The sequence below is a fragment of the Bacillus sp. FSL M7-0558 genome (assembly GCF_038003245.1).
GTDB lineage: Bacteria > Bacillota > Bacilli > Bacillales > Bacillaceae > Bacillus > Bacillus pumilus.
The window spans coordinates 2198199-2220327 of sequence record NZ_JBBOOU010000001.1 but is presented as its reverse complement, the minus strand read 5'-3'; the positions used below and the strand labels follow the sequence as shown (position 1 = coordinate 2220327).

Sequence of the window (22129 nt, the reverse complement as noted above, 5' to 3'; positions counted from 1 at the left end):
TCTCTGCCATCATGTTATAAAATAAGGAAAAAGAGATTTTTCGACAAAATGGAAAATGGTATGTTGTCAAATTGCAATAATCGTCGATTCGTTAAGAAAAACGTAGAAAAAGCTAGATAATGCTCTATTATTCGGAAAATTAAAGTTTTTTAAAGGGGATGGCATGGTTTTGTCGAATTGAACACTCAGAAGAGAAATGCAAAAGACTAAAGGAATCGACATTGGGGAGGAAAGAACGTGGAGAAAATTAAAGTGTGTGTAGCTGATGACAATCGAGAGCTTGTTGGCCTTTTGACAGAGTATATTGAGGGACAGGAAGATATGGAAGTACTTGGCGTGGCGTATAATGGTCAGGAATGTCTAACATTATTTAAAGATAAAGAGCCCGACGTTCTCCTCTTAGATATTATCATGCCTCATTTAGACGGTCTTGCTGTACTGGAACGCCTCCGTGAAAACAATGACATGACCAAACAGCCAAGTGTGATTATGCTAACGGCGTTTGGACAAGAAGATGTCACGAAAAAAGCAGTTGATCTAGGCGCATCTTATTTCATCTTAAAGCCATTTGATATGGAAAACCTAGTCGGTCATATTCGTCAAGTCAGTGGAAACGGCACACAAGTCACCCATCGATCTTCATCTATCCAAAACAGTGTCCTTCGAAACAAACCTGAACCGAAACGCAGAAACTTAGATGCGAGCATTACAACGATTATTCATGAGATTGGCGTCCCGGCTCATATTAAAGGTTACTTATACTTAAGAGAAGCCATTTCGATGGTGTACAATGACATCGAGCTTCTCGGAAGCATCACAAAAGTGTTGTATCCAGACATCGCGAAGAAATTTAACACGACCGCGAGCAGAGTAGAACGAGCGATTCGTCATGCGATTGAAGTGGCTTGGAGCAGAGGAAACATTGATTCCATTTCCTCACTCTTTGGTTATACAGTCAGCATGTCTAAAGCAAAACCAACCAATTCTGAATTTATCGCAATGGTGGCTGATCGTCTGCGCTTAGAGCATAGAGCAAGCTAGTTCATTTTCATAAAAAAACGTTTCTTCAAAGAGACGTTTTTTTATTTTGAAAAATATTGTCAAAAATTGGTTGTATTGATACAATCATCTTATTGTCTCATTTAAACAACTCAGCTTGATTTATTTTCAGAATAAAATGAACAATAAAGCATGAAAGAAATGGGTATGACATAAATTAGTGGTAATCAGCTACGCCAATCAATTGTTTGGTCTTCAAAATAGAAGAAAGAAACGCTCATTCTTAAGAAAAAAGATGAGAGGAAAAGGTCTGATGGATTTGGTAAATAAAGCAAATGAGATCGAAAGTTCTATTTCTATTGACCTGATTGGTTGGCGTTTTAAAGTCACTGGCTTCTTAGAGATTGTGCCATTTGAACTGAATATTCCCATTGTCGAATTTAATAATTTTCACATTCTTTTACTATGCTATAATAATGAAAAGAAGAGGGTGAGGTTATGGGAAAGCTGAAAATCCACTCTGCTGAGGTAGCGAACGAAATTAGCAAGTGGACGAGGGTCATTTCTCAAAATGACCTAGAAAAATCTGCTATCTATAAAGAGAAAATTCAGAATTTGCTAAAAAATACAGATGAAGACCGCGAAGTTCTCCTGTATTATCAGCTTGTGAATGGCCGACATGAAATGTTGCTTGGAAATATTGAAAAAGCCAATCACATTATGAAGAGTGTCGGAACGCTCGATGAGAAAGCAGATGACATTATTAATTTTTATTTTTACTTTTACAAAGGCCAATATGCTGCATATGTGAAAAAGTATGATGAAGCCATCAGCTTTTACAAAATTGCAGAACAGCGTCTAAAGCGTGTGAATGAGGACCTTGAAGTAGGGACTTTTCATCATAAGGTTGCTTCAATCTATTACGAACTGAAACAAAATTTCATATCCATTAATCATATTAAAAAAGCCATCGATACGTTCAAAGCGCATGAAGAATATACAGCGCAGGCGATTGACAGCTTGATTTTACATGCAAGTAATTGTATCGATTTGATCCAATTTGACGAAGCGGAGGAAAAATACCAAGAAGCACTTGAGAAAAGTAAGCGCATTAACAATGAAGTGCTGATTGGGAAATGCTATCATAATTTAGCCGTTCTTTATTATGCGAAGCATGATTACGAAAAAAGCGCACAATATGCCAAAAAAGGGATGGGCATTCAAATGCACCGTGACAATAGCCATTATTACATCCAATCTTTATATGTTCTGGCAAATGCCTTGGTTCATCTAGGAGATCAAGTGGCGAAAGAATATATTAAAGAGGGCATTCAGTATAGCTGCGATATCCAAAATAATGAATATATAGTAAAATTTGAAATTTTAGATTTAATGTGCGAAAATAGTGGAGCAGCAGACGTATTCTCTGAAAAATTAGACTACATAGAAAAAAATAGATTATATGTGGAGCTTGAGGATTTGTCTGAACAAATATCGAAATACTTCAAGGAACGAAATGATTATCAAAACGCCATTCGTTTTCTTGAAAAGAAATTCGATGCACAAATACTTCAAAAGAAAGTGGAGGTTATCTTATGAAAAAGTTGTTGTTAGGTTTAACCGTCGTTACAGCAGTCGCAGTTGTTTCTTCCCTTTTTGCTCTTGACGCAGAGACGACAGAGCAAGCCATCAGAGCGATTACGTGATCGAATTTATACAGAACCTCTTCGTACGAATCAGAAGAGGTTTTTTTATGTGCTTAAACTGGAAAAACGAAAAGAGACACGTCATAATGAAAGGAAGCATCATACTTAGAGGTGACCTATGACGAAAATTTTTGCACACAGAGGTTTTAAAGGAATCTACCCTGAAAATACCATGATAGCCTTTGAGCATGCACTCCATTCTGGAGCTGACGGAATTGAGCTGGATGTTCAGCTGACGAAAGATGGCAGGCTTGCTGTCATTCACGATGAGAAGCTGAATAGAACAACGAATATGAAAGGCTTAGTGAAAGACTATACATATGAAGAGTTAAAAGCAGGAGATGCGAGTCATTCTTTTTATGAAGAAACCGGTGCTGTATCCATTCCTCTTTTGGAGGAAGTATTGGAGCTCGTCACGCAGCAATCATCACTCATCATCAATATTGAACTGAAAAACTCTATTTATCGATATCCTGGTATTGAAGAGAAGGTAAAGGAGCAAATTGAACACTTTCAAATAGAAGATCGTGTACTTGTCTCATCGTTTCATCACGGCAGTTTAGCTCTTTTTCACAAGCTGATGCCGCAAGTTGAGCTTGCTGTTCTCACAATGGATGTCATTCATCAGCCAGAGATGTATATAAAAACAGTACCTGCAAGAGGTTATCACCCGAATATAAAGGGCGCAGGGGTAACAAAAGAAGTCGTATCGGCTCTCCATGCCGCCCAGCAAGTGATCAGACCATTTACAGTAAACAGTGAAAAGCAAATGAAAAGCATGTTTTCCTTAGGTGTCGACGGAATTTTCACTGATTTTCCTGATAGAGCCGTCAAAATAAGAGAAGAAATGAAATAAAGACCTGCGATCAACAGCGGGTCTTTTTTCATGTTTATCTCTGTTTAAAGCGGGTGGTCACTTTATTTCGTTTGCGGTCTCTATATAAAATAAAGCCAGCGACTACGTAAAGACCTCCTCCTAAAAAAAACAACCCTGCAATTCCTTGCAGCCATAAAAATGGAAATGGTGCAATGATGATACCGAAAACAGTGTCACGCAAAAGCTTAATCCCAAGTGCAGCAAGCGCCCCAGGTATTAAAATAATCACTAATGCAAGTATTCTCCCCATCAAATGTCCCCTTAAACGTCATTTACTTCCATTGTCTAATTCAAAAAATATTTTGTCAAGAAAGGAAAACGTGGTAATATAAGAGTTGTGCAATTTTTTGCAACGGAAAAATATGGTGTGCAAATTTTTTCATATAAAGGGGTAACGGGATGCAGAGAGTCTTGATTGTCGGTGCAGGACAGGGTGGATCAGCTTTGCTTGAAACATTGCTGAAAACAAATATGATTCAAATCGTTGCAATCGCCGACCTTGATCTTGAGGCACCGGGGATGGTAGAAGCGAAAAAGAATGGAATTGATACGACAACGGATTGGAAAGAATACATAAAAGATGACATTGATATCATCATTGAAACAACGGGCAGTTCAGCTGTGCTGAAAGAACTGATGGAAGAAAAAGCAGAGCAGTCTGTCATTGTTCCAAGTTCGATGGCATACGTCATATCAGAATTAATGTCAGAAAAGCATCAGCTTATACAAATATTAAAGGAACAAACCTATAAACATGACCGCATTTTTAATGCAACGAACGATGGCATGATTTTTATTAATATGGATGAAGAAGTCGTTCTGTTTAATCGATCGGCTGCCAAAATGGTTGGACGTTCGCAAAAAGATGCGATTGGCCGGCACATACGTGAAGTGATCCCGAATACAAAACTCCCCGATATTTTAAGATCGAGGGAGCCAGAATTTCATCAAAAACAATTTCTGAATCAGCAAATACAAATTGTCACAACGCGTTTACCGATTATTGATGACGCAGGAAGAATGCTAGGCGCTCTATCCATTTTTAAAGATATTACAGATGCAGTGGAGCTTGCGGAAGAAGTCACAAACCTGAAAGAAGTGCGCACAATGCTTGAGGCCATCATTCAATCATCAGATGAAGCGATATCCGTCGTAGATGAGCAAGGGAAAGGAATTTTAATCAACCGAGCTTACACGAAAATGACGGGGTTAACAGACAAAGAGGTTGTGGGCAAACCAGCAGGTGCGGATATTTCTGAAGGGGAAAGCATGCATTTGAAGGTGCTTGAAACAAGAAGGCCGGTTCGAGGCGTCAGAATGAAAGTCGGACCTAATAAGAAGGATGTGATCGTCAACGTAGCGCCAGTGATCGTTGATGGTATTTTAAAAGGCAGCGTCGGCGTCATTCATGACGTATCAGAAATTCAATCACTCACGAATGAATTAAATAAAGCAAGACAGCTCATCCGGACACTTGAAGCAAAGTACACTTTTGAAGACATTATTGGAGAAAGTGAGCAAATGCTTGTGGCGCTTGAGCAGGCAAAGCTAGGGGCTAAAACCCCAGCCACCATTTTACTCAGGGGAGAATCAGGTACTGGGAAAGAGCTATTTGCACACGCTATACACAATGAAAGTGACCGGAAATATAATCGCTTTGTAAGAGTCAACTGTGCTGCCTTATCAGAAACTCTTTTAGAGTCAGAGCTTTTTGGCTATGAGGAAGGCGCATTTTCTGGTGCGAGGCGCGGCGGGAAGAAAGGGCTGTTTGAAGAAGCGAATCACGGCAGCATCTTTTTAGATGAAATTGGTGAAATGACGCCAAGTACACAAGCGAAATTATTACGCGTGATGCAGGAGAAAGAAATTGTTAGAGTAGGCGGAACAAAAGCGATACCAGTTGATGTGCGTGTGATTACCGCAACAAATGTCAATATTGAAAAAGCGATGGCAGAAGGGAAGTTCAGAGAGGACTTATATTATCGGATGAACAGATATCCGATTTCGATTCCGCCACTAAGGCAGCGACTTGAAGATATTGACTCCTTAAGTAAACGCCTTATTCAGAAAATCAATTTAGACTATGGTCGAAATGTGAGCGGCTTAACGGAAGGGGCGCTCGATAGACTTCGATCCTACAGCTGGCCTGGGAACGTAAGAGAACTGGAAAATGTCCTTGGACGAGCCATGATCTTTTTGAATCCGCAAGAAGAATGGATCGATGAAGATCATATTTCCTTCATGGAATCAGAAGAGCAGGAAGAAAAAGAGCAGCAGGAACTGTCTGTCAGTCAATTTGAGGGAGAGACCCTTTCGGATGCTGTTGAAGCGTTTGAAGCGCAGCTCATTAAACAAACCCTTGAAAAGCATCAATTCAACCGCACGAAAACAGCGAAAACGTTAGGGATTAGCATTCGGAATCTTTACTATAAAATGGATAAATATCAACTTGCAAAAGATAGCATGCAATAAAATGCACGTTACCTGCAAAAAGCTGCATGTATTTCATGCGAAATGCCTTATTTCGCTGCGTTTCAAGCTGGCATAGAACTTGCATATAAAAACCATGAACCCGAGCATAAGGAAAGGTGGGCATATATGAAGCTTGACGATCTGATTATGAAAGCCGCCCAGTTGCAGAATAAAACTGCTGCTGTGGCTCATGCAGAAGACGAAGAAGTGCTTCATGCCATCAAGATGGCAATTGAACGAAAGGTCGCTCGCTTCCTGCTGGTTGGGAACAAGCGCAACCTGAAGGAGCTGGTGAAACAGCATGAGATCAATGAAGACTGGATAGATATTATTCATTCGGATTCTCCTGAAGAATCAGCCAAAATTGCCGTGCAGGCAGTGAGTGAGAAGCATGCAGATATATTGATGAAGGGGCATGTCACGACAGCCGTTCTATTAAAAGCGGTGCTGAATAAAGAGTACGGGCTGCGGACGGCGAGTGTACTATCACATGTCGCGGCATTCGAAGTGCCGGGCTTTGATCGGTTTATTTATGTCACAGATTCTGGGATGAACATCGCGCCCGATTTAAACATGTTCAAAGAGATTACGATCAATGCTGTTCAAGTAGCGCAAGCTGTTGGAAATGACATGCCAAAGGTGGCCGTGTTATCTGCGGTAGAGGTCGTGAACCCGGCAATGGATTCCACTTTGACAGCGGCAAGCCTGGCGCAAATGAATAAGCGAGGTCAAATTTCTGGCTGCCTCATTGACGGGCCTCTGGCATTAGACAATGCCATTTCTCAAACAGCAGCTTCTCATAAAAATATTACGAGTGATGTCGCCGGTCATGCAGATATTTTGCTTGTGCCAACGATTGAAGCAGGGAACATTCTTTATAAATCTCTCATCTACTTTGCACATGCAAAGGTGGGAGCTGTGGTGGCAGGAGCGAAGGCACCGATTGCTTTAACAAGCCGGTCGGATACAGCCGAAAGTAAGCTTTATTCAATTGCACTTGCCATCTGTACATCAAATTAAGCGAAAGTTATAGGAGGAATAAACAATGGAACTTTTTAAATATATGGAACGATACGATTATGAGCAGCTTGTATTTTGTCAGGATGAACAATCTGGCTTAAAAGCGATTATTGCCATTCATGATACAACACTTGGCCCAGCACTAGGCGGGACAAGAATGTGGACGTATGAAAACGAAGAAGCAGCAATCGAAGATGCACTTCGTCTAGCAAGAGGCATGACTTATAAAAACGCAGCAGCAGGCCTGAATCTTGGCGGCGGGAAAACAGTCATCATCGGTGACCCGAGAAAAGATAAAAATGAAGAAATGTTCCGTGCGTTTGGACGCTACATACAAGGATTAAATGGCCGCTATATCACAGCGGAGGATGTCGGTACAACGGTAGAAGACATGGATCTGATTCATGAAGAAACAGACTTTGTGACAGGTATTTCTCCTGCATTTGGTTCATCCGGAAACCCGTCTCCTGTTACGGCTTACGGTGTATATAAAGGGATGAAAGCTGCTGCCAAAGCTGCATTTGGAACCGACTCACTAGAAGGAAAAACGATTGCAGTCCAAGGTGTTGGGAATGTCGCCTACAATTTGTGTAAACATCTGCACGAAGAAGGCGCACAGCTAATTGTCACAGATATCAACAAAGACTCTGTAAAACGAGCTGTAGAAGACTTTGGTGCAAAAGCTGTAGATCCTGACGATATTTATGATCAAGCATGTGATATTTATGCCCCTTGTGCACTTGGTGCAACGATTAATGATGTAACGATTCCTAAGTTGAAAGCAAAGGTCATCGCAGGTGCAGCGAATAACCAGCTGAGAGAAACGCATCACGGCGATCTGATTCATGAAATGGGTATTGTGTATGCACCTGATTATGTGATCAATGCAGGCGGTGTGATTAACGTTGCTGATGAGCTTTATGGCTATAATGCAGATCGTGCGATGAAAAAGGTAGAAGGTATTTACCAAAATATTGAACGCGTGATTGAAATTTCAAACCGTGATGCCATTCCAACTTATAAAGCGGCAGACCGATTGGCGGAGGAGCGAATTGAAAGAATGCGCAAATCAAGAAGTCAATTCCTGCAAAATGGCCAACATATTTTAAGTCGTCGCTAATTTGAAGAATGAGTTGAAACGGAGGTTTTGTTTTTGCTGACAAAAGAATGGCGTATTCTCACAATTAATCCTGGCTCTACTTCAACAAAAATTGGTGTGTTTCACAATGAACGATCTATTTTTGAAACGACACTCAGACATACAGATGAGGAATTAAAGCAGTTTCCTCATATCATTGATCAGTTTTCATTTCGTCAAGAAACAATCCTGAAGACGCTGCATGAACAAGGGATGAACATCTCAAAGTTTGATGCAGTTTGTGCGCGCGGCGGTCTTCTTCGTCCGATTGAAGGTGGCACATATGAAGTCAATGAGCAAATGGTGCAAGACTTGAAAGAAGGATATGCTGGCCAGCATGCATCAAATCTGGGCGGTATCATTGCACGAGAAATTGCACTTGGTTTGAACATCCCAGCTTTTATTGTCGATCCAGTTGTAGTGGATGAGCTAAAGCCAATTGCTCGTATTTCAGGGCTGCCAACGATTGAAAGAAAAAGCATCTTCCATGCATTAAATCAAAAAGCAGTCGCAAGAAAAACAGCTGCATCCTTTGGGAAGCGCTACGAAGATTTGAATATGATTATTACACATATGGGCGGCGGCATCACCATTGGTGTCCATGAAAAAGGTAAAGTCATTGATGTCAATAACGGACTGCATGGCGAAGGACCTTTCAGTCCGGAGCGAGCGGGGACCCTGCCAACAGGTGACCTCGTCAATCTTTGCTTTTCTGGTCAGTACAGCCAAGAGGAAATGCTGAAACGCATTATTGGTGAAGGTGGTCTTGCGGGCTACCTTGGTACGACAGATGCTGTGAAAGTTGAGCGCATGATTGAAGCAGGCGATGAACGGGCGGCGCTGATTTATGAAGCGATGTGCTATCAAATTGCCAAGGAAATCGGTGCGGCTAGTGCTGTCTTAAAAGGCGCAGTTGACGTCATTGTGTTAACAGGCGGACTTGCGTACAGCAAACAAATTACATCAAGTATTAGAGGTCACATTGACTGGATTTCAGATGTTGTCGTGTATCCAGGCGAAAATGAACTGCAATCCTTAGCAGAAGGTGCACTTCGTATTTTAAAAGAAGAAGAATCTCCGAAAGAATACCCAAATGATCAACGGATGAAGAAAGGAGTGACTAGTCATGGCAACTGAATATGACCTCGTCATTCTTGGTGGAGGCACAGGCGGCTATGTAGCGGCCATTCGTGCCTCACAGCTTGGATTGAAAACAGCAGTTGTAGAAAAAGAAAAGCTTGGCGGAACTTGTCTGCATAAAGGATGCATTCCGTCTAAAGCGCTGCTTAGAAGTGCTGAAGTCTATCAAACCGTCAAACGTGCTGCTGATTTTGGTGTTGAGGCAAATGGCATCGCCTTGCAGTTTGCCATTGTGCAGAAAAGAAAAGCAGAGATTGTAGAGAAACTAGCAGGCGGCGTCAAACATTTAATGAAACAAGGGAAAATTGATGTTTATGAAGGGATCGGCCGTATTCTTGGTCCATCTATCTTTTCGCCAATGCCAGGAACCATCTCCGTAGAAATGGCAAATGGAGATGAAAATGAAATGCTTATTCCAAAGCAGGTTATCATTGCGACAGGTTCAAGACCGCGTGTGCTGCCTGGACTTGAAGCAGATGGGACGCATATTCTTACATCAGATGATGCACTTGAACTGCCAGAGCTTCCGCAGTCGATGCTCATTGTCGGCGGCGGGGTGATCGGAATCGAGTGGGCTTCCATGCTCAACGATTTCGGTGTGAAAGTGACTGTGATTGAATTTGCAGACCGCATATTGCCAACAGAGGATCATGACATTTCTAAAGAAATGGAAAAGCTTTTATCTAAAAAAGGCATCACCTTTGTGACAAATGCGAAAGTACTGCCAGATACCGTTAAAAAGCTGGAGAATCTCGTGACGATTCAAGCAGAAAAGGATGGAGACATTCAGACGTTTGAAGCGGAAAAACTTCTTCTATCAGTCGGCAGAGTACCAAATATTGAAGGCATTGGTCTTGAAAACACGGAGATCCAAACAGAAAAACAAGGCATTGTCGTGAATGAACATTATCAAACGAAAGAATCGCATATTTATGCAATAGGAGATGTCATTGGTGGGCTTCAGCTGGCACATGTGGCTTCACACGAAGGCATGATTGCTGTGGAGCATATGGCTGGTCAAGATCCAAAGCCGCTCGATGAAACACTCGTTTCTAAATGTGTTTACTCTCACCCGGAAACCGCGAGTGTTGGACTCACTGAACAGGCGGCAAAAGAGCAAGGCTTCGAGGTCAAAATGGGGAAATTCCCATTTATGGCGATCGGAAAAGCACTTGTGTACGGGGAGTCAGATGGATTCGTCAAAATCATTGCTGATCAAAAGACAGATGATATTTTAGGGATTCATATGATTGGTCCTCATGTCACAGATATGATATCTGAAGCTGGATTAGCCAAAGTACTTGATGCAACGCCGTGGGAAGTCGGGCAAACAATTCACCCGCACCCAACCTTATCAGAGGCGATTGGCGAGGCTGCCCTTGCTGTTGACGGGAAAGCGATCCATTTTTAATCAAGGAGGGAAATAAGATGAGTAACATGCGTCATCATGAATTAGGATTATCTGATGAACAAGCAATTGATATATATAGAACAATGCTTCTAGCAAGAAAAATTGATGAACGGATGTGGCTTTTAAACCGTTCAGGTAAAATTCCATTCGTCATTTCTTGTCAAGGGCAGGAAGCGCAGCAAGTCGGTGCTGCTTTCGCTCTCAATAGAGAAGAGGATTACGTCTTACCTTACTACCGTGATATGGGGGTTGTCCTCGCATTTGGAATGACAGCAAAAGATTTAATGATGTCAGGTTTCGCAAAACAAGACGATCCAAACTCAGGCGGAAGACAGATGCCAGGGCATTTTGGACAGAAATCAAATCGAATTGTGACAGGATCTTCACCTGTTACAACGCAGGTTCCTCATGCAGTGGGGATTGCACTTGCTGGACGACTAGATCAGAAAAACTTTGTCAGCTTTGTCACGTTCGGTGAGGGCTCTTCAAACCAAGGTGATTTCCACGAAGGCGCTAACTTTGCTGCTGTGCATAAGCTGCCTGTTATTTTCATGTGTGAAAACAATAAGTACGCGATTTCCGTGCCGTATGACAAACAAGTAGCATGTGAACGCATTTCAGATCGTGCGATTGGGTACGGAATGCCTGGTGTAACCGTTGATGGCAATGATCCGCTTGAAGTATATGCCGCTGTCAAAGAAGCGAGAGACCGTGCAGCAAGAGGCGAAGGACCAACGTTGATTGAAACGATCTCTTACCGTTTAACTGCGCATTCAAGTGATGACGATGATTCAAGCTATCGAGAAAAAGAAGAAGTGCTCGAAGCGAGAAAGAAAGATCCGCTCATCCAATATGAAACGTATTTAACCGAAGGAAACGTCATGACTTCAGAAATGAAAGAAGAGATGACAAAAGAAATCATGCAAATCGTAAACGAAGCTACTGATGAAGCGGAAAACGCTGCTTATGCTGATGCTGAAAGCGCACTTCGTTACGTGTATGCGGAGTAAGGGGGAAGAAAAATGCCTGTTATGTCATATATAGACGCCATTACACTGGCGATGAAAGAAGAAATGGAGCGAGATCCGAAAGTGTTTGTGCTCGGAGAGGATGTCGGGAAAAAGGGCGGCGTATTTAAAGCGACAGCGGGTCTCTATGAGCAATTCGGAGAAGCGCGCGTCATGGATACACCTCTTGCAGAATCAGCTATTGCTGGTGTAGGGATTGGAGCAGCGATGTATGGAATGCGCCCAATTGCTGAGATGCAATTTGCGGATTTTATCATGCCTGCTATTAACCAAATCATTTCAGAGGCTGCGAAAATTAGATACCGCTCAAATAACGATTGGAGCTGTCCAATGGTCATCCGCGCACCTTATGGGGGCGGAGTTCACGGGGCGCTTTATCATTCACAATCAGTTGAAGCGATTTTTGCCAACCAGCCTGGTTTGAAGATTGTCATGCCTTCTACGCCTTATGATGTAAAAGGTCTTTTAAAAGCTGCGGTGCGTGATCCAGATCCTGTATTGTTCTTTGAACACAAACGTGCCTACCGTCTCATTAAAGGAGAAGTACCTGAAGATGATTACACACTCCCTATTGGAAAAGCAGATGTGAAACGTGAAGGCGATGATATCACGGTCATTACATATGGCCTCTGCGTCCATTTTGCGTTGCAAGCAGCAGACCGCCTTGCAAAAGATGGCATTTCTGCGCATATTCTCGATTTGAGAACAGTGTACCCGCTTGATCAGGAAGCCATTATTGAAGCGGCATCAAAAACAGGCAAAGTGCTTCTTTTAACGGAAGATACAAAAGAGGGCAGCATCATGAGTGAGGTAGCGGCGATCATATCAGAGCATTGCTTATTTGATTTAGACGCACCAATCAAACGTCTAGCCGGACCAGAAATCCCGGCAATGCCTTATGCACCGACGATGGAAAAATTCTTCATGGTCAACCCAGATAAGGTTGAAGCTGAAATGAGAGAGCTAGCGGCGTTTTAAGAAAGAGGAGGGTTTCAAGTGGCAATTGAACAAATGAAAATGCCTCAGTTAGGTGAAAGTGTAACAGAAGGAACCATCAGCAAATGGCTCGTTTCACCTGGCGATCATGTGAATAAATACGATCCTATTGCGGAAGTTATGACGGATAAAGTGAACGCAGAAGTCCCGTCATCTTTTACAGGAACGATTACAAAGCTATCGGCTGAAGAAGGCGATACACTGCAAGTAGGAGAAGTGTTCTGTGAAATTGAAGTAGAAGGTAGCTCACAGCAGAGTGCGAAAGAAGAAGCGGCACCTGAGCAAAGTGAAGCACCTGAAGCAGATCAAACAAGAGAGAATCAAAGTCAAAAGAAACGCTACTCTCCAGCAGTCCTTCGGTTAGCAGATGAGCACAGCATTGATTTAGCGGCAGTGCAAGGAACGGGAGCAGGCGGACGAATCACAAGAAAAGATTTACTTCAGCTCATTGAAAACGGCGGCATGCAAGAGAAGACAGCACCTGGCAATGAACAGGCGGTCAAGCCAGAGCCTGTGCAGCCATCAAAACCAAAAGCGGCGCCTTCCATCTCTACAATGCCTGGTGATGTTGAAGTGCCAGTCACGCCAATCAGACAGGCGATTGCGGCAAATATGCTGAGAAGCAAACATGAAATTCCGCATGCATGGACGATGATGGAAGTTGATGTGACAAACCTTGTGACTAGAAGAAATCAGCTCAAGGACCAATTTAAAGCAAAAGAAGGCTTTAATTTGACGTTCTTTGCGTTCTTTGTCAAAGCAGTGGCTCAGAGCTTAAAGGAATTCCCAGAAATGAACAGCATGTGGGCTGGAGATAAAATTGTGCAAAAGAAAGCGATCAATGTCTCGATTGCTGTTGCGACTGATGACGCTCTTTTTGTTCCAGTTATTAAGGATGCAGATGAAAAAACGATTAAAGGCATCGCCAAGGAAATTCATGAGCTTGCTTCCAAGGTGAGACAAGGTACGCTGAAGCAAAGTGACATGGAAGGCGGCACCTTCACTGTAAACAACACGGGATCATTTGGTTCTGTACAATCTATGGGAATCATCAATTATCCGCAAGCGGCGATTTTACAAGTAGAATCGATCGTGAAGCGTCCGGTGATTGTAAATGGTATGATTGCAGCAAGAGACATGGTCAACCTTTGTCTCTCATTAGATCACAGAGTTCTTGATGGTCTTGTATGCGGCAGATTCCTTCAACGGATTAAACAAATCCTTGAAGGCATTGATGAGCAAACATCTGTTTACTAAAACAAGAATGTCCCCCTCCCGCTAAGGAGAGGGGGATTTCCACATGATGAGAAAGGAGCGATGGTATGTCTGGACTAGACTTTTTTGCGTTTTTAACGATTGGACTCATGTTTATCACAGCAATTGCGTTCGCTTTTCTTCGATATATTTCTAAATCACGCAATCATCCTGAAAGATTACTACTGATCATATCAATCGTTTCAATTATTCAAGTTTTGTATTGCTTGCTGATTGTCGGTGGATTTAAAGGAGCAGCGAATAGCCTCTTAGGAATTTCTCTTCTTGCCGGGACGCTGCTTGGCTATGCACTTGAATATTTATACAGACGCTATATCAAAAAAACGCCCGAAAAAGAATGATCTCGGGCGTTTTCTTTATTCTGCTGGAACAATAAAGGTCAAATGTTGTTTTAACACTTCTAAAGAAGCAGGGGCTGTCATGTACACTTCGCCATCTGTATCAGCATCCATTTCCTCTTTTGTGTGAATCTGAATATTGGATGCTTGAATGAGAGACAGATCGCCGGTGAAATCCTCCAGCTCTTCCCGGTTCATAGAAAAGATTTCTTTTAGAGCAGAGAAGCTCGTATTTCTGCAAATTAAGATTTCTGCTTTCCCATCATCAATCGCTGCACTCGGCAAATCAATTTTATTTGTCCCGATGAAATGTCCATTCATGACAAGAACGATGACAGCGTCCTCTTCCCAGCTTTCCTCCTCTGTTTCAATTCGTACGTGAAAAGGATCTGTTTGCTGTAAGGTGCGCAAGGCACTTGTGAAGTAGCTAATTTTGCCGAGTACAGCTTTTTCCTTGTCATTAATATTGTTGGATGTGTCTGCAATCAGCCCGATGCCCCAAAAGTTTAACAAGTATCGATCTCCTGCTTTGATTAAGTCGACTTTTTTTTCTACGCCGTCTACAATCATTTGAGCGGCTTTCTGCATTTGTTGCGGAATACCAAGCGTTCTAGAAAAGTCATTGCATGTCCCGCCTGGTAAAATCGCTACAGCTGGCCTTTTTTCTAAACCACCGATGCCATTCATGCATTCATGCACGGTTCCATCTCCGCCTAATATGATAAGCAATTCTATCGTCTCATCAATTGTGCGACAGAATTCATAAGCATGATTTGGCTGCTTTGTTGGTTTAAGAATGAGTTCATCAATATGTAGAGAAAGAAGAGGTACTGTTTGACCGAGAACTTTTTCCATGTTTTTTTGTCCAGCATTTCCATTATAAATGAGCATCGCTTTTTTGAATTGTGCCATCACGCAGTTCTCCCTTTCATCTCTTTATCATCACTTTTCCCCAATTTCGCGGCGTATAAACGATGTTCAGAAAAAGTGGGGAATGAAAAGACAACACATTTGCCCGCAGGCGTTTTCCTTGATATGATGTTGTTAAAATGGTTTTGGCATGCTAAAGGAGTGGACGGACAATGAATATTGATTTTAATTTATTTATGAATGATATTGTGAAACAAGCGAGAGAAGAGATCAAACAGGCTGGCTATAATGAGCTTACATCAGCTGAAGAAGTGGATGAAGCCCTGTCTAAAGAAGGCACGGCACTTGTGATGGTGAATTCAGTATGCGGATGTGCTGGTGGTATTGCAAGACCAGCTGCAGGCTATTCTGTTCATTACGATAAGCGTCCAGATCAATTGCTGACAGTGTTTGCTGGACAAGACAAAGAGGCAACCGCAAGAGCCCGTGAATACTTTGAAGGCTTCCCGCCATCTTCACCATCCTTTGCATTATTAAAAGATGGAAAAATCATTAAAATGGTCGAACGTCATGAAATTGAAGGGCACGAACCAATGGAAGTCGTGTCAAAGCTTCAAGCTGCATTCGATGAGCATTGCAAAGAAATTTAACATGTGACGTTTGAATGATGACATATAAAGCAGCCCGGTCTTTAGATCGGTCTGCTTTTTGTTATATAAGACCATTGAATCAAAATAATTTTAGCGAAATACTATTGCATCTTAAAAAGAAAGTGTTTAAAATACATTATAGTGAATAAATATTCAAAACAATACATGATTTTAAATACTAGGAGGCACTATCTTATGAAAAAGTGGTTATTATTACTTATGACAGCTGGTCTTGCAGCTGCACTCGCAGCTTGCGGAACTTCTTCTAATAATTCAAACGCATCAGGAGATGACAAAACACTCGTTATGGCGACATCAGCAGATTATCCGCCATTTGAATCAAAAGACGGAGATGAAATTGTCGGTTTTGATGTTGATCTTGCAACAGCACTAGCGAAAAAGAACGGCTACAAGCTAGAAATTCAAGATATGGATTTCGCAAGCCTTGTATCCGCCCTTAAAACAAACAAAGCTGATATTGTCCTAGCAGGCATGACCCCTACAGAAAAACGCAAAAAACAATTAGATTTCTCTGATGTTTATTACAATGCAAAAAACTTAGTTGTTTCAAAGAAATCTAACGGGATGAAAACAGAGAAAGACTTAAAAGATAAAACAGTCGGCGTTCAATTAGGTTCAATCCAGCAGGATGAAGCAAACGGTTTGCAAAAGAAATATAACTTAAAAGTGGAAGACCGTAATAAAATCTCAGATATCATTCAAGAAATCAAAGCAGGTCGTTTTGATGCAGCCATTATTGAAGATAAAGTAGCTGCTGGTTATTTGAAAAAAGAAAAAGACTTCCAAGCATTTGGATTGAATAGTTCAAATGAAGGTTCAGCCATTGCATTCAAGAAAAATAGCGACTTAACAGCTAAATTTAATAAATCATTAAAAGAAATGCAAGACAATGGCGAACTTGATAAATTAATTAAAAAATGGTTTGCTGATGAAAAATAAGTCAGGAAAAGGATCAGCGTCATTCACGAAAATTCAGTAGAAAGCGCTGAAAAGTTCAACTCATGTTGAACTTTTTTCCTGTTTTATTTTTTGATTTCGTATGAAGGCATAAAAAAGGAGACTGTCATGTTAGATTTTAAAGATGTAATACCTCAGATGCCCTTTATTTTAGAAGGGCTTAAGGTCACACTTTCTATTGTAGTGGTATCACTTTTTCTTGGATTTATTTTAGGGATTTTATTAACGCTTTGCAAAATTAGTGTATTTAAGCCGCTCATTTGGCTTGCAGATTTTTATACATCCATCTTCCGAGGCACACCGCTTGTGCTTCAATTGCTCATTATTTATTTCGGTCTGCCTCAGCTTCTTGGGTTTCAAATCGATCAATACTGGGCTGCTGTAGCGGCATTTTCACTAAACTCTGCGGCTTACGTATCTGAAATTATTCGCGCTGGTATTAATGCCATTGATAAAGGTCAAAAAGAAGCAGCCGTTGCTTTAGGCATCCCTTATGCTAAAATGATGAAGGACTTATTGCTTCCGCAGGCATTTAAAAATATTTCACCTGCACTTGTGAACGAAACGATTACACTGACAAAAGAATCTGCTATTGTGACAGTCATTGGACTGGGAGATGTCATGAGACGAGCCTATCAAGCAGGTGCCGTCACGTATAATTATCTTGAACCGCTTATTTTTGCGGGTCTCATCTATTATATCATCGTGCTTGTTCTCACCTTTGTCGGCAAGTCGGTGGAAAGGAAGTTAAAATCAAATGATTAACATAGAGAAACTCACAAAATCTTTTGGCAAAAATGAAGTATTAAAAGGGATCGACACCACCATTAAAGAAGGGGAAGTTGTCGCAGTCATTGGACCATCTGGTTCAGGAAAATCGACGTTTCTTCGCTGCATCAACTTGCTCGAAAAGCCGACTTCTGGTGTCATTACGATTCAGGATACCGAAATCACAAACCCAAAAACCAATGCACTCAAAGTGCGTGAGAACATCGGAATGGTGTTTCAGCATTTTCACCTGTTCCCGCATAAAACGGTGCTGGAAAATATCACATATGCGCCAATGAATGTGAAGAATCAATCGAAGGAAGACAGCATCAAACAAGCTGAAGATCTGCTGAAAAAAGTAGGGCTTTTAGAGAAAAAAGATGATTTTCCGAATCGCTTGTCAGGTGGTCAAAAGCAGCGTGTCGCAATTGCACGTGCGCTTGCAATGACACCAGACATCATGCTGTTTGACGAGCCAACGTCTGCACTAGATCCAGAAATGGTCAAGGAAGTGCTAGAGGTCATGAAAGAGCTGGCTCAATCTGGTATGACACTTGTGATCGTCACACATGAAATGGGCTTTGCAAAAGAAGTGGCTGACCGCGTGATCTTTATGGACGATGGGAAAATTGTAGAGGATGCAAACCCTGTGCAATTCTTTGAATCACCGTCATCACAGCGCGCGAAAGACTTCTTACAAAAAATATTATAAAGAAAAAAGAGAGGGAGACTTAACATCTCCTTCTTTTTTTGATTATAATGGGGAAAGTAAAAAAGTTCACCATTTCACAATAAGTGAATAGAAACAAGACAGAAAAGAGTGACTCATATCATGTTTAAAATCGGCTACCGAACGCTGAAAACAGCATTAGGAACAGCGATCGCCATTTATATTGCGCAACTGCTTGGCCTTCAAAATTATTCCGCTGCCGGGATTATTACGATTCTGTGTATTCAGGTGACAAAGAAACGGTCGCTTCTTGCATCAGGCGCCCGCTTTGCCGCATGCAGTCTTGCCATTTTATTTTCTTATCTATTTTTCGATCTGATTGGGTATCATCCTTTTGTGATTGGTCTGATGCTGCTTGTCTTTATTCCGACAACCGTATTGCTCCGCATTAAAGAAGGGATTGTCACAAGTTCAGTCATCATCCTCCATTTATACATGTCGGGCGGGATTACCCTTCACCTCATCTGGAATGAGCTGCTGCTGATTACGATTGGTGTTGGCGTGGCACTAATCATGAACCTGTATATGCCAAGTGTCGATAAAAAGCTCAAACGCTACAGCGAACAGATTGAAGACAACTTTGCAAAAATTTTTGAAGAAATCGAGCAATACTTAATGACAGGGAAACAAGACTGGACAGGCAAAGAAATACCAGAGACACATCAATTGATTAAAGAAGCGAAAGCTCTCGCATATCGTGATGTTGAAAACCATGTCTTAAGACATGAAAACCTGTATTATCATTATTTCAATATGAGGCAAAAGCAGTTCGAAATCATCGAGCGTGTGCTTCCGAAGATCACGTCCATTTCCATTACAACAGAGCATGGACAAATCATTGCAGAATACATTAGAGACTTACGCGAACATATTCACCCAGGGAACACGGCGCATAAGTTTTTAAGGCGCCTCATTGATATGAAAGAAGAGTTCGATAAGCTACCGCTGCCGCAAACAAGAGAAGAGTTTGAGGCAAGAGCTGCACTGTTTCATTTCCTCGGAGAAATGGAACAATATTTAGTATTGAAAAGCTATTTTAAAGGGATGAAAGAATAGAGACGCATGAGTTCCTCCTTCATTGGTCAATCTAATGAAAAAGGAGGAGCCTATGCGTCTTTTATTTTATACCGTATTGACCATGTCCCTTTCACCTATCTGGCCGCTCGGACAAAACCCGCTTCCAGGAGACCCTTATGTCATTATTAATAAACAAACAAATGAACTTGCCTATATTGATCAAGGACAAATCCAAAAAATATATCCTGCTTCTACAGGGAAAACGTCCGATTTAACGCCAGAAGGGGAATTTACCATTATGATCAAAGCGAAAGATCCCTATTACAGAAAAAAGAATATCGAAGGCGGTGCGAAGAATAACCCTCTTGGCAGAAGATGGATTGGATTTGATGCACGAGGAACAGATGGTAGAACATACGGAATTCATGGGACGAGTGACGAAACATCGATAGGGAAATTTATCACGGCAGGCTGTGTGAGACTTCATAATCAAGATGTAGAGCTTCTATTTGACCAGCTTTCGGTTGGGACAAAAGTGTGGATTACAACATCAACCGATTCATTTGAAAAGCTTGCCAAAGACAAACAGGCCATTCGTTGATTGAACGAATCACCTGCTTGTCTGCTTTTATTGAAACCTTATAAAAAGGTTGCGGCTCCTGCTAAAAGTGAAGATATTAGCAGCAGGCTAATCATGAGCAATACCATGAATTTCATCATTTTCTGAGACATATCGCACCCCTATAACCGAAGATTTTTTGCGACGAACGCACTTTTCTTTATTTTAGCTCGTTTTTTCAAATGCGACAAGTGATCAACAAAGGAAGTGAACGGATGAATCAAATCGACCATATTGCCATTGCGGTCTTTTCTATAAAAAACACATCTCGAATTCTTCAACAGCTGTTTAACTGGCATTTTTCAGACATACAAGAAATTCCTGAGCAGGAGATTAAAGCGTCCTTCGCTTCACTTGATCATGTGCACATTGAATTAATTGAACCGATGTCCGGTAGCAGCGAACTACATACCTTTTTAACAAAAAGAGGAGAGGGACTCCATCATATTGCGCTAAAGTCAGGTGACATACAGGCGGACCTTAACCGTCTTGATCATCTTGGCGTGGAGCTTCTCCAACAATCAGCACAGATAGGCGCGAGCGGGAAGCGGATTGCTTTTATTTCACCGAAAGAAACGTCCGGTGTGTTATTCGAATTGTGCGAGCCCTTGAAAGGAGAGGAACATTTGCAATGAATGAATCGTTCAATGACTTGGCTACATGGCGCGAAAAAGCATTCATGGGCGGCGGCGTGAAACGTGCAGCTGCGCACCGGAACAAAGGAAAACTAACGGTTCGTCAGCGGCTGCATGAACTTCTTGACGGGGGCAGTTTCATGGAAATTCAAGGATTTGCAACAGGCCGCATGTCAGAGCATGTCGGTGATGGTGTCGTCACTGGAACTGGACTCATTCATGGAAAGCCGGTATGTGTTTATGCACAAGATGCAACAGTGCATGGAGGGTCTTTAGGCGAAATACATGCCAAAAAAATTGCTTCTCTAATGGATCTCGCAGCTAAAAATCAGATGGCGGTCATCGGTCTAAAAGACTCAGGTGGTGCGAGAATTCAAGAGGGTGTGGTATCATTAGAAGGATACGGACAGATTTTTAAACGGAATGTGCTGTACTCTGGTCAAATCCCGCAAATATCCGTTATTTTAGGCTCTTGTGCTGGAGGAGCAGTCTATTCTCCTGCCTTGACTGATTTTGTGTTCATGACAGAACAGACAGCTCATATGTTTTTAACAGGTCCGAAAGTCATAGAAAAGGCAACAGGAGAAACGGTCTGTCCTGACCGTCTTGGCGGTGCAAGTGTTCAGCATCAGACAAGCGGGAATGTGCACTATACTGGCAAAGATGAGAAAGACGTGTTAAAAGCGGTTCGAACACTTTTAACGTACATACCAACGAAACAACAGACTGTCATGGACGCTGAAACGAGTAAGCAAGACGCAGCTGATCCAGGCAACATCTTGCCGAAGGATCCATCACGCACCTATGATGTCAAACAAGTGGTGACAGCGATCATCGATTCAGGCTCATTCTTTGAGACACAACCTTGTTTCTCAAAAAATATCGTCACAGGGTTTGCCAGATTACAAGGGGCTTCAATTGGTATAGTTGCCAATCAGCCAAAGGTGCTGGCAGGAAGCCTTGACCTTGATGCTGCTGATAAAGCGGCCAGGTTTATTCGATTTTGCGATGCGTTTCATATTCCGCTCTTAACACTTGTAGACGTCCCTGGTTTTTTACCAGGTGAGAAAGCCGAGCATGCGGGAATTATCCGTCACGGCGCAAAGCTTTTATATGCGTACGCTGAAGCGACCGTTCCAAAAATCACGGTGATTTTAAGAAAGGCGTATGGCGGTGCGTATGTCGCAATGAATAGCAAGGGATTAGGCGCTGACTTTGTTTATGCATGGCCAGCGGCAGAAATTGATGTCATGGGGAAAACGTTCGCTGACGAAATCGTTCATCCTGCTTCGCGCAAGGTTGAAACGGAGCCAAGTGTATTCAAAGCGGCTCAGGCAGGGCTGATAGACGATATTTTCATGCCGTCTGAAACGAGAGAACGATTGATTCGCTCATTTGATTTGCTACGCAGGAAGGAAGAAGATAGACCGTTAAAAAAGCATGGCAACATGCCGCTATAAGA

The 22129-nt window shown here is 42.0% G+C and carries 23 protein-coding genes; 20 read left to right on the top strand and 3 right to left on the bottom strand.

From position 1 onward, the window contains the following. Positions 1 to 237 precede the first annotated feature (237 nt). The 3 genes from spo0A to MHB79_RS11095 all read left to right on the top strand — a co-directional run bounded on the left by spo0A (position 238) and on the right by MHB79_RS11095 (position 3561). Positions 238 to 1041, top strand: a complete 804-nt coding sequence (gene spo0A / locus MHB79_RS11105; RefSeq protein ID WP_003215740.1) for a sporulation transcription factor Spo0A — start codon at positions 238 to 240, stop codon at positions 1039 to 1041. A 456-nt stretch (positions 1042 to 1497) separates the two neighbouring features. Next, positions 1498 to 2598: a Rap family tetratricopeptide repeat protein gene (locus MHB79_RS11100; protein ID WP_003215741.1), complete on the top strand. Its 1101-nt coding sequence runs from the start codon at positions 1498 to 1500 to the stop codon at positions 2596 to 2598. Between the two features lie 225 nt (positions 2599 to 2823). Continuing rightward, on the top strand, positions 2824 to 3561 hold the full coding sequence (locus MHB79_RS11095; protein WP_335349900.1) for a glycerophosphodiester phosphodiesterase: 738 nt from the start codon (positions 2824 to 2826) through the stop codon (positions 3559 to 3561). A gap of 34 nt (positions 3562 to 3595) precedes the next feature. Here the strand turns inward: MHB79_RS11095 and MHB79_RS11090 are convergent, their stop codons facing one another. After that, a complete protein-coding gene (locus MHB79_RS11090) occupies positions 3596 to 3832 on the bottom strand; it encodes a DUF2627 domain-containing protein (RefSeq protein ID WP_050943781.1) in 237 nt (78 codons plus the stop codon). A 149-nt stretch (positions 3833 to 3981) separates the two neighbouring features. On the opposite strand from MHB79_RS11090, the gene MHB79_RS11085 reads away from it, so the two are divergent. The 9 genes from MHB79_RS11085 (at position 3982) to MHB79_RS11045 (ending at position 14403) form a co-directional block, all read left to right on the top strand. After that, positions 3982 to 6054: a sigma-54-dependent Fis family transcriptional regulator gene (locus MHB79_RS11085; RefSeq protein WP_340989762.1), complete on the top strand. Its 2073-nt coding sequence runs from the start codon at positions 3982 to 3984 to the stop codon at positions 6052 to 6054. 42 nt (positions 6055 to 6096) lie between these two features. Next, positions 6097 to 7074 (top strand): phosphate butyryltransferase, encoded by a 978-nt coding sequence (yqiS, locus tag MHB79_RS11080; protein WP_223251154.1) that lies wholly within the window; start codon positions 6097 to 6099, stop codon positions 7072 to 7074. Positions 7075 to 7099: 25 nt separating this feature from the next. Continuing rightward, positions 7100 to 8194, top strand: a complete 1095-nt coding sequence (gene bcd / locus MHB79_RS11075) for a branched-chain amino acid dehydrogenase (protein ID WP_003215658.1) — start codon at positions 7100 to 7102, stop codon at positions 8192 to 8194. 33 nt (positions 8195 to 8227) lie between these two features. Then, positions 8228 to 9349 carry a butyrate kinase gene (gene buk / locus MHB79_RS11070; protein ID WP_003215820.1) on the top strand — a complete coding sequence of 374 codons (1122 nt, stop codon included), beginning with the start codon at positions 8228 to 8230 and terminating at the stop codon, positions 9347 to 9349. Continuing rightward, on the top strand, positions 9339 to 10763 hold the full coding sequence (lpdA, locus tag MHB79_RS11065) for a dihydrolipoyl dehydrogenase (protein WP_340989760.1): 1425 nt from the start codon (positions 9339 to 9341) through the stop codon (positions 10761 to 10763). Before buk ends, lpdA begins: the two co-directional genes overlap by 11 nt. Before the next feature lie 17 nt (positions 10764 to 10780). Continuing rightward, positions 10781 to 11773 (top strand): thiamine pyrophosphate-dependent dehydrogenase E1 component subunit alpha, encoded by a 993-nt coding sequence (locus MHB79_RS11060; protein WP_050943786.1) that lies wholly within the window; start codon positions 10781 to 10783, stop codon positions 11771 to 11773. 12 nt (positions 11774 to 11785) lie between these two features. After that, positions 11786 to 12769, top strand: coding sequence for an alpha-ketoacid dehydrogenase subunit beta (locus MHB79_RS11055; protein WP_113767408.1), 984 nt, complete (start codon positions 11786 to 11788; stop codon positions 12767 to 12769). Positions 12770 to 12787: 18 nt separating this feature from the next. Next, the gene (locus MHB79_RS11050) at positions 12788 to 14044 is read left to right on the top strand and encodes a dihydrolipoamide acetyltransferase family protein (protein ID WP_340989758.1); all 1257 of its coding nucleotides are present in this window, start codon (positions 12788 to 12790) and stop codon (positions 14042 to 14044) included. Positions 14045 to 14109: 65 nt separating this feature from the next. Further along, entirely contained in the window at positions 14110 to 14403 is a 294-nt protein-coding gene (locus tag MHB79_RS11045) for a YesK-like family protein (RefSeq protein ID WP_050943788.1), read from the top strand. Positions 14404 to 14418: 15 nt separating this feature from the next. Here the strand turns inward: MHB79_RS11045 and MHB79_RS11040 are convergent, their stop codons facing one another. Continuing rightward, positions 14419 to 15312 (bottom strand): YegS/Rv2252/BmrU family lipid kinase, encoded by an 894-nt coding sequence (locus MHB79_RS11040; RefSeq protein WP_340989756.1) that lies wholly within the window; start codon positions 15310 to 15312, stop codon positions 14419 to 14421. A gap of 170 nt (positions 15313 to 15482) precedes the next feature. Here MHB79_RS11040 and MHB79_RS11035 point away from each other — a divergent pair, with 170 nt between their 5' ends. From MHB79_RS11035 to MHB79_RS11010, 6 genes are all read left to right on the top strand, one after another. Then, the gene (locus tag MHB79_RS11035) at positions 15483 to 15920 is read left to right on the top strand and encodes a BrxA/BrxB family bacilliredoxin (protein ID WP_003215907.1); all 438 of its coding nucleotides are present in this window, start codon (positions 15483 to 15485) and stop codon (positions 15918 to 15920) included. 195 nt (positions 15921 to 16115) lie between these two features. Then, entirely contained in the window at positions 16116 to 16880 is a 765-nt protein-coding gene (locus MHB79_RS11030) for a transporter substrate-binding domain-containing protein (RefSeq protein WP_340989754.1), read from the top strand. Positions 16881 to 17006: 126 nt separating this feature from the next. Then, entirely contained in the window at positions 17007 to 17663 is a 657-nt protein-coding gene (locus MHB79_RS11025) for an amino acid ABC transporter permease (protein ID WP_284907014.1), read from the top strand. After that, positions 17656 to 18378 (top strand): amino acid ABC transporter ATP-binding protein, encoded by a 723-nt coding sequence (locus tag MHB79_RS11020; protein WP_003215712.1) that lies wholly within the window; start codon positions 17656 to 17658, stop codon positions 18376 to 18378. Before MHB79_RS11025 ends, MHB79_RS11020 begins: the two co-directional genes overlap by 8 nt. A 120-nt stretch (positions 18379 to 18498) precedes the next feature. Further along, positions 18499 to 19452 carry an aromatic acid exporter family protein gene (locus MHB79_RS11015; protein ID WP_003216109.1) on the top strand — a complete coding sequence of 318 codons (954 nt, stop codon included), beginning with the start codon at positions 18499 to 18501 and terminating at the stop codon, positions 19450 to 19452. A 52-nt stretch (positions 19453 to 19504) separates the two neighbouring features. Next, positions 19505 to 20014: a L,D-transpeptidase gene (locus MHB79_RS11010; RefSeq protein ID WP_340989751.1), complete on the top strand. Its 510-nt coding sequence runs from the start codon at positions 19505 to 19507 to the stop codon at positions 20012 to 20014. A 38-nt stretch (positions 20015 to 20052) separates the two neighbouring features. Here MHB79_RS11010 and MHB79_RS11005 read toward each other — a convergent pair whose 3' ends face one another. Next, positions 20053 to 20133 carry a hypothetical protein gene (locus MHB79_RS11005; RefSeq protein WP_257736823.1) on the bottom strand — a complete coding sequence of 27 codons (81 nt, stop codon included), beginning with the start codon at positions 20131 to 20133 and terminating at the stop codon, positions 20053 to 20055. 114 nt (positions 20134 to 20247) lie between these two features. Between MHB79_RS11005 and mce the strand changes: the two genes are divergently transcribed. Then, positions 20248 to 20667, top strand: coding sequence for a methylmalonyl-CoA epimerase (gene mce / locus MHB79_RS11000; RefSeq protein ID WP_340989749.1), 420 nt, complete (start codon positions 20248 to 20250; stop codon positions 20665 to 20667). Next, on the top strand, positions 20664 to 22127 hold the full coding sequence (locus MHB79_RS10995; protein ID WP_340989747.1) for an acyl-CoA carboxylase subunit beta: 1464 nt from the start codon (positions 20664 to 20666) through the stop codon (positions 22125 to 22127). The genes mce and MHB79_RS10995 overlap by 4 nt, the downstream gene beginning before the upstream one ends. Positions 22128 to 22129: the final 2 nt, after the last annotated feature.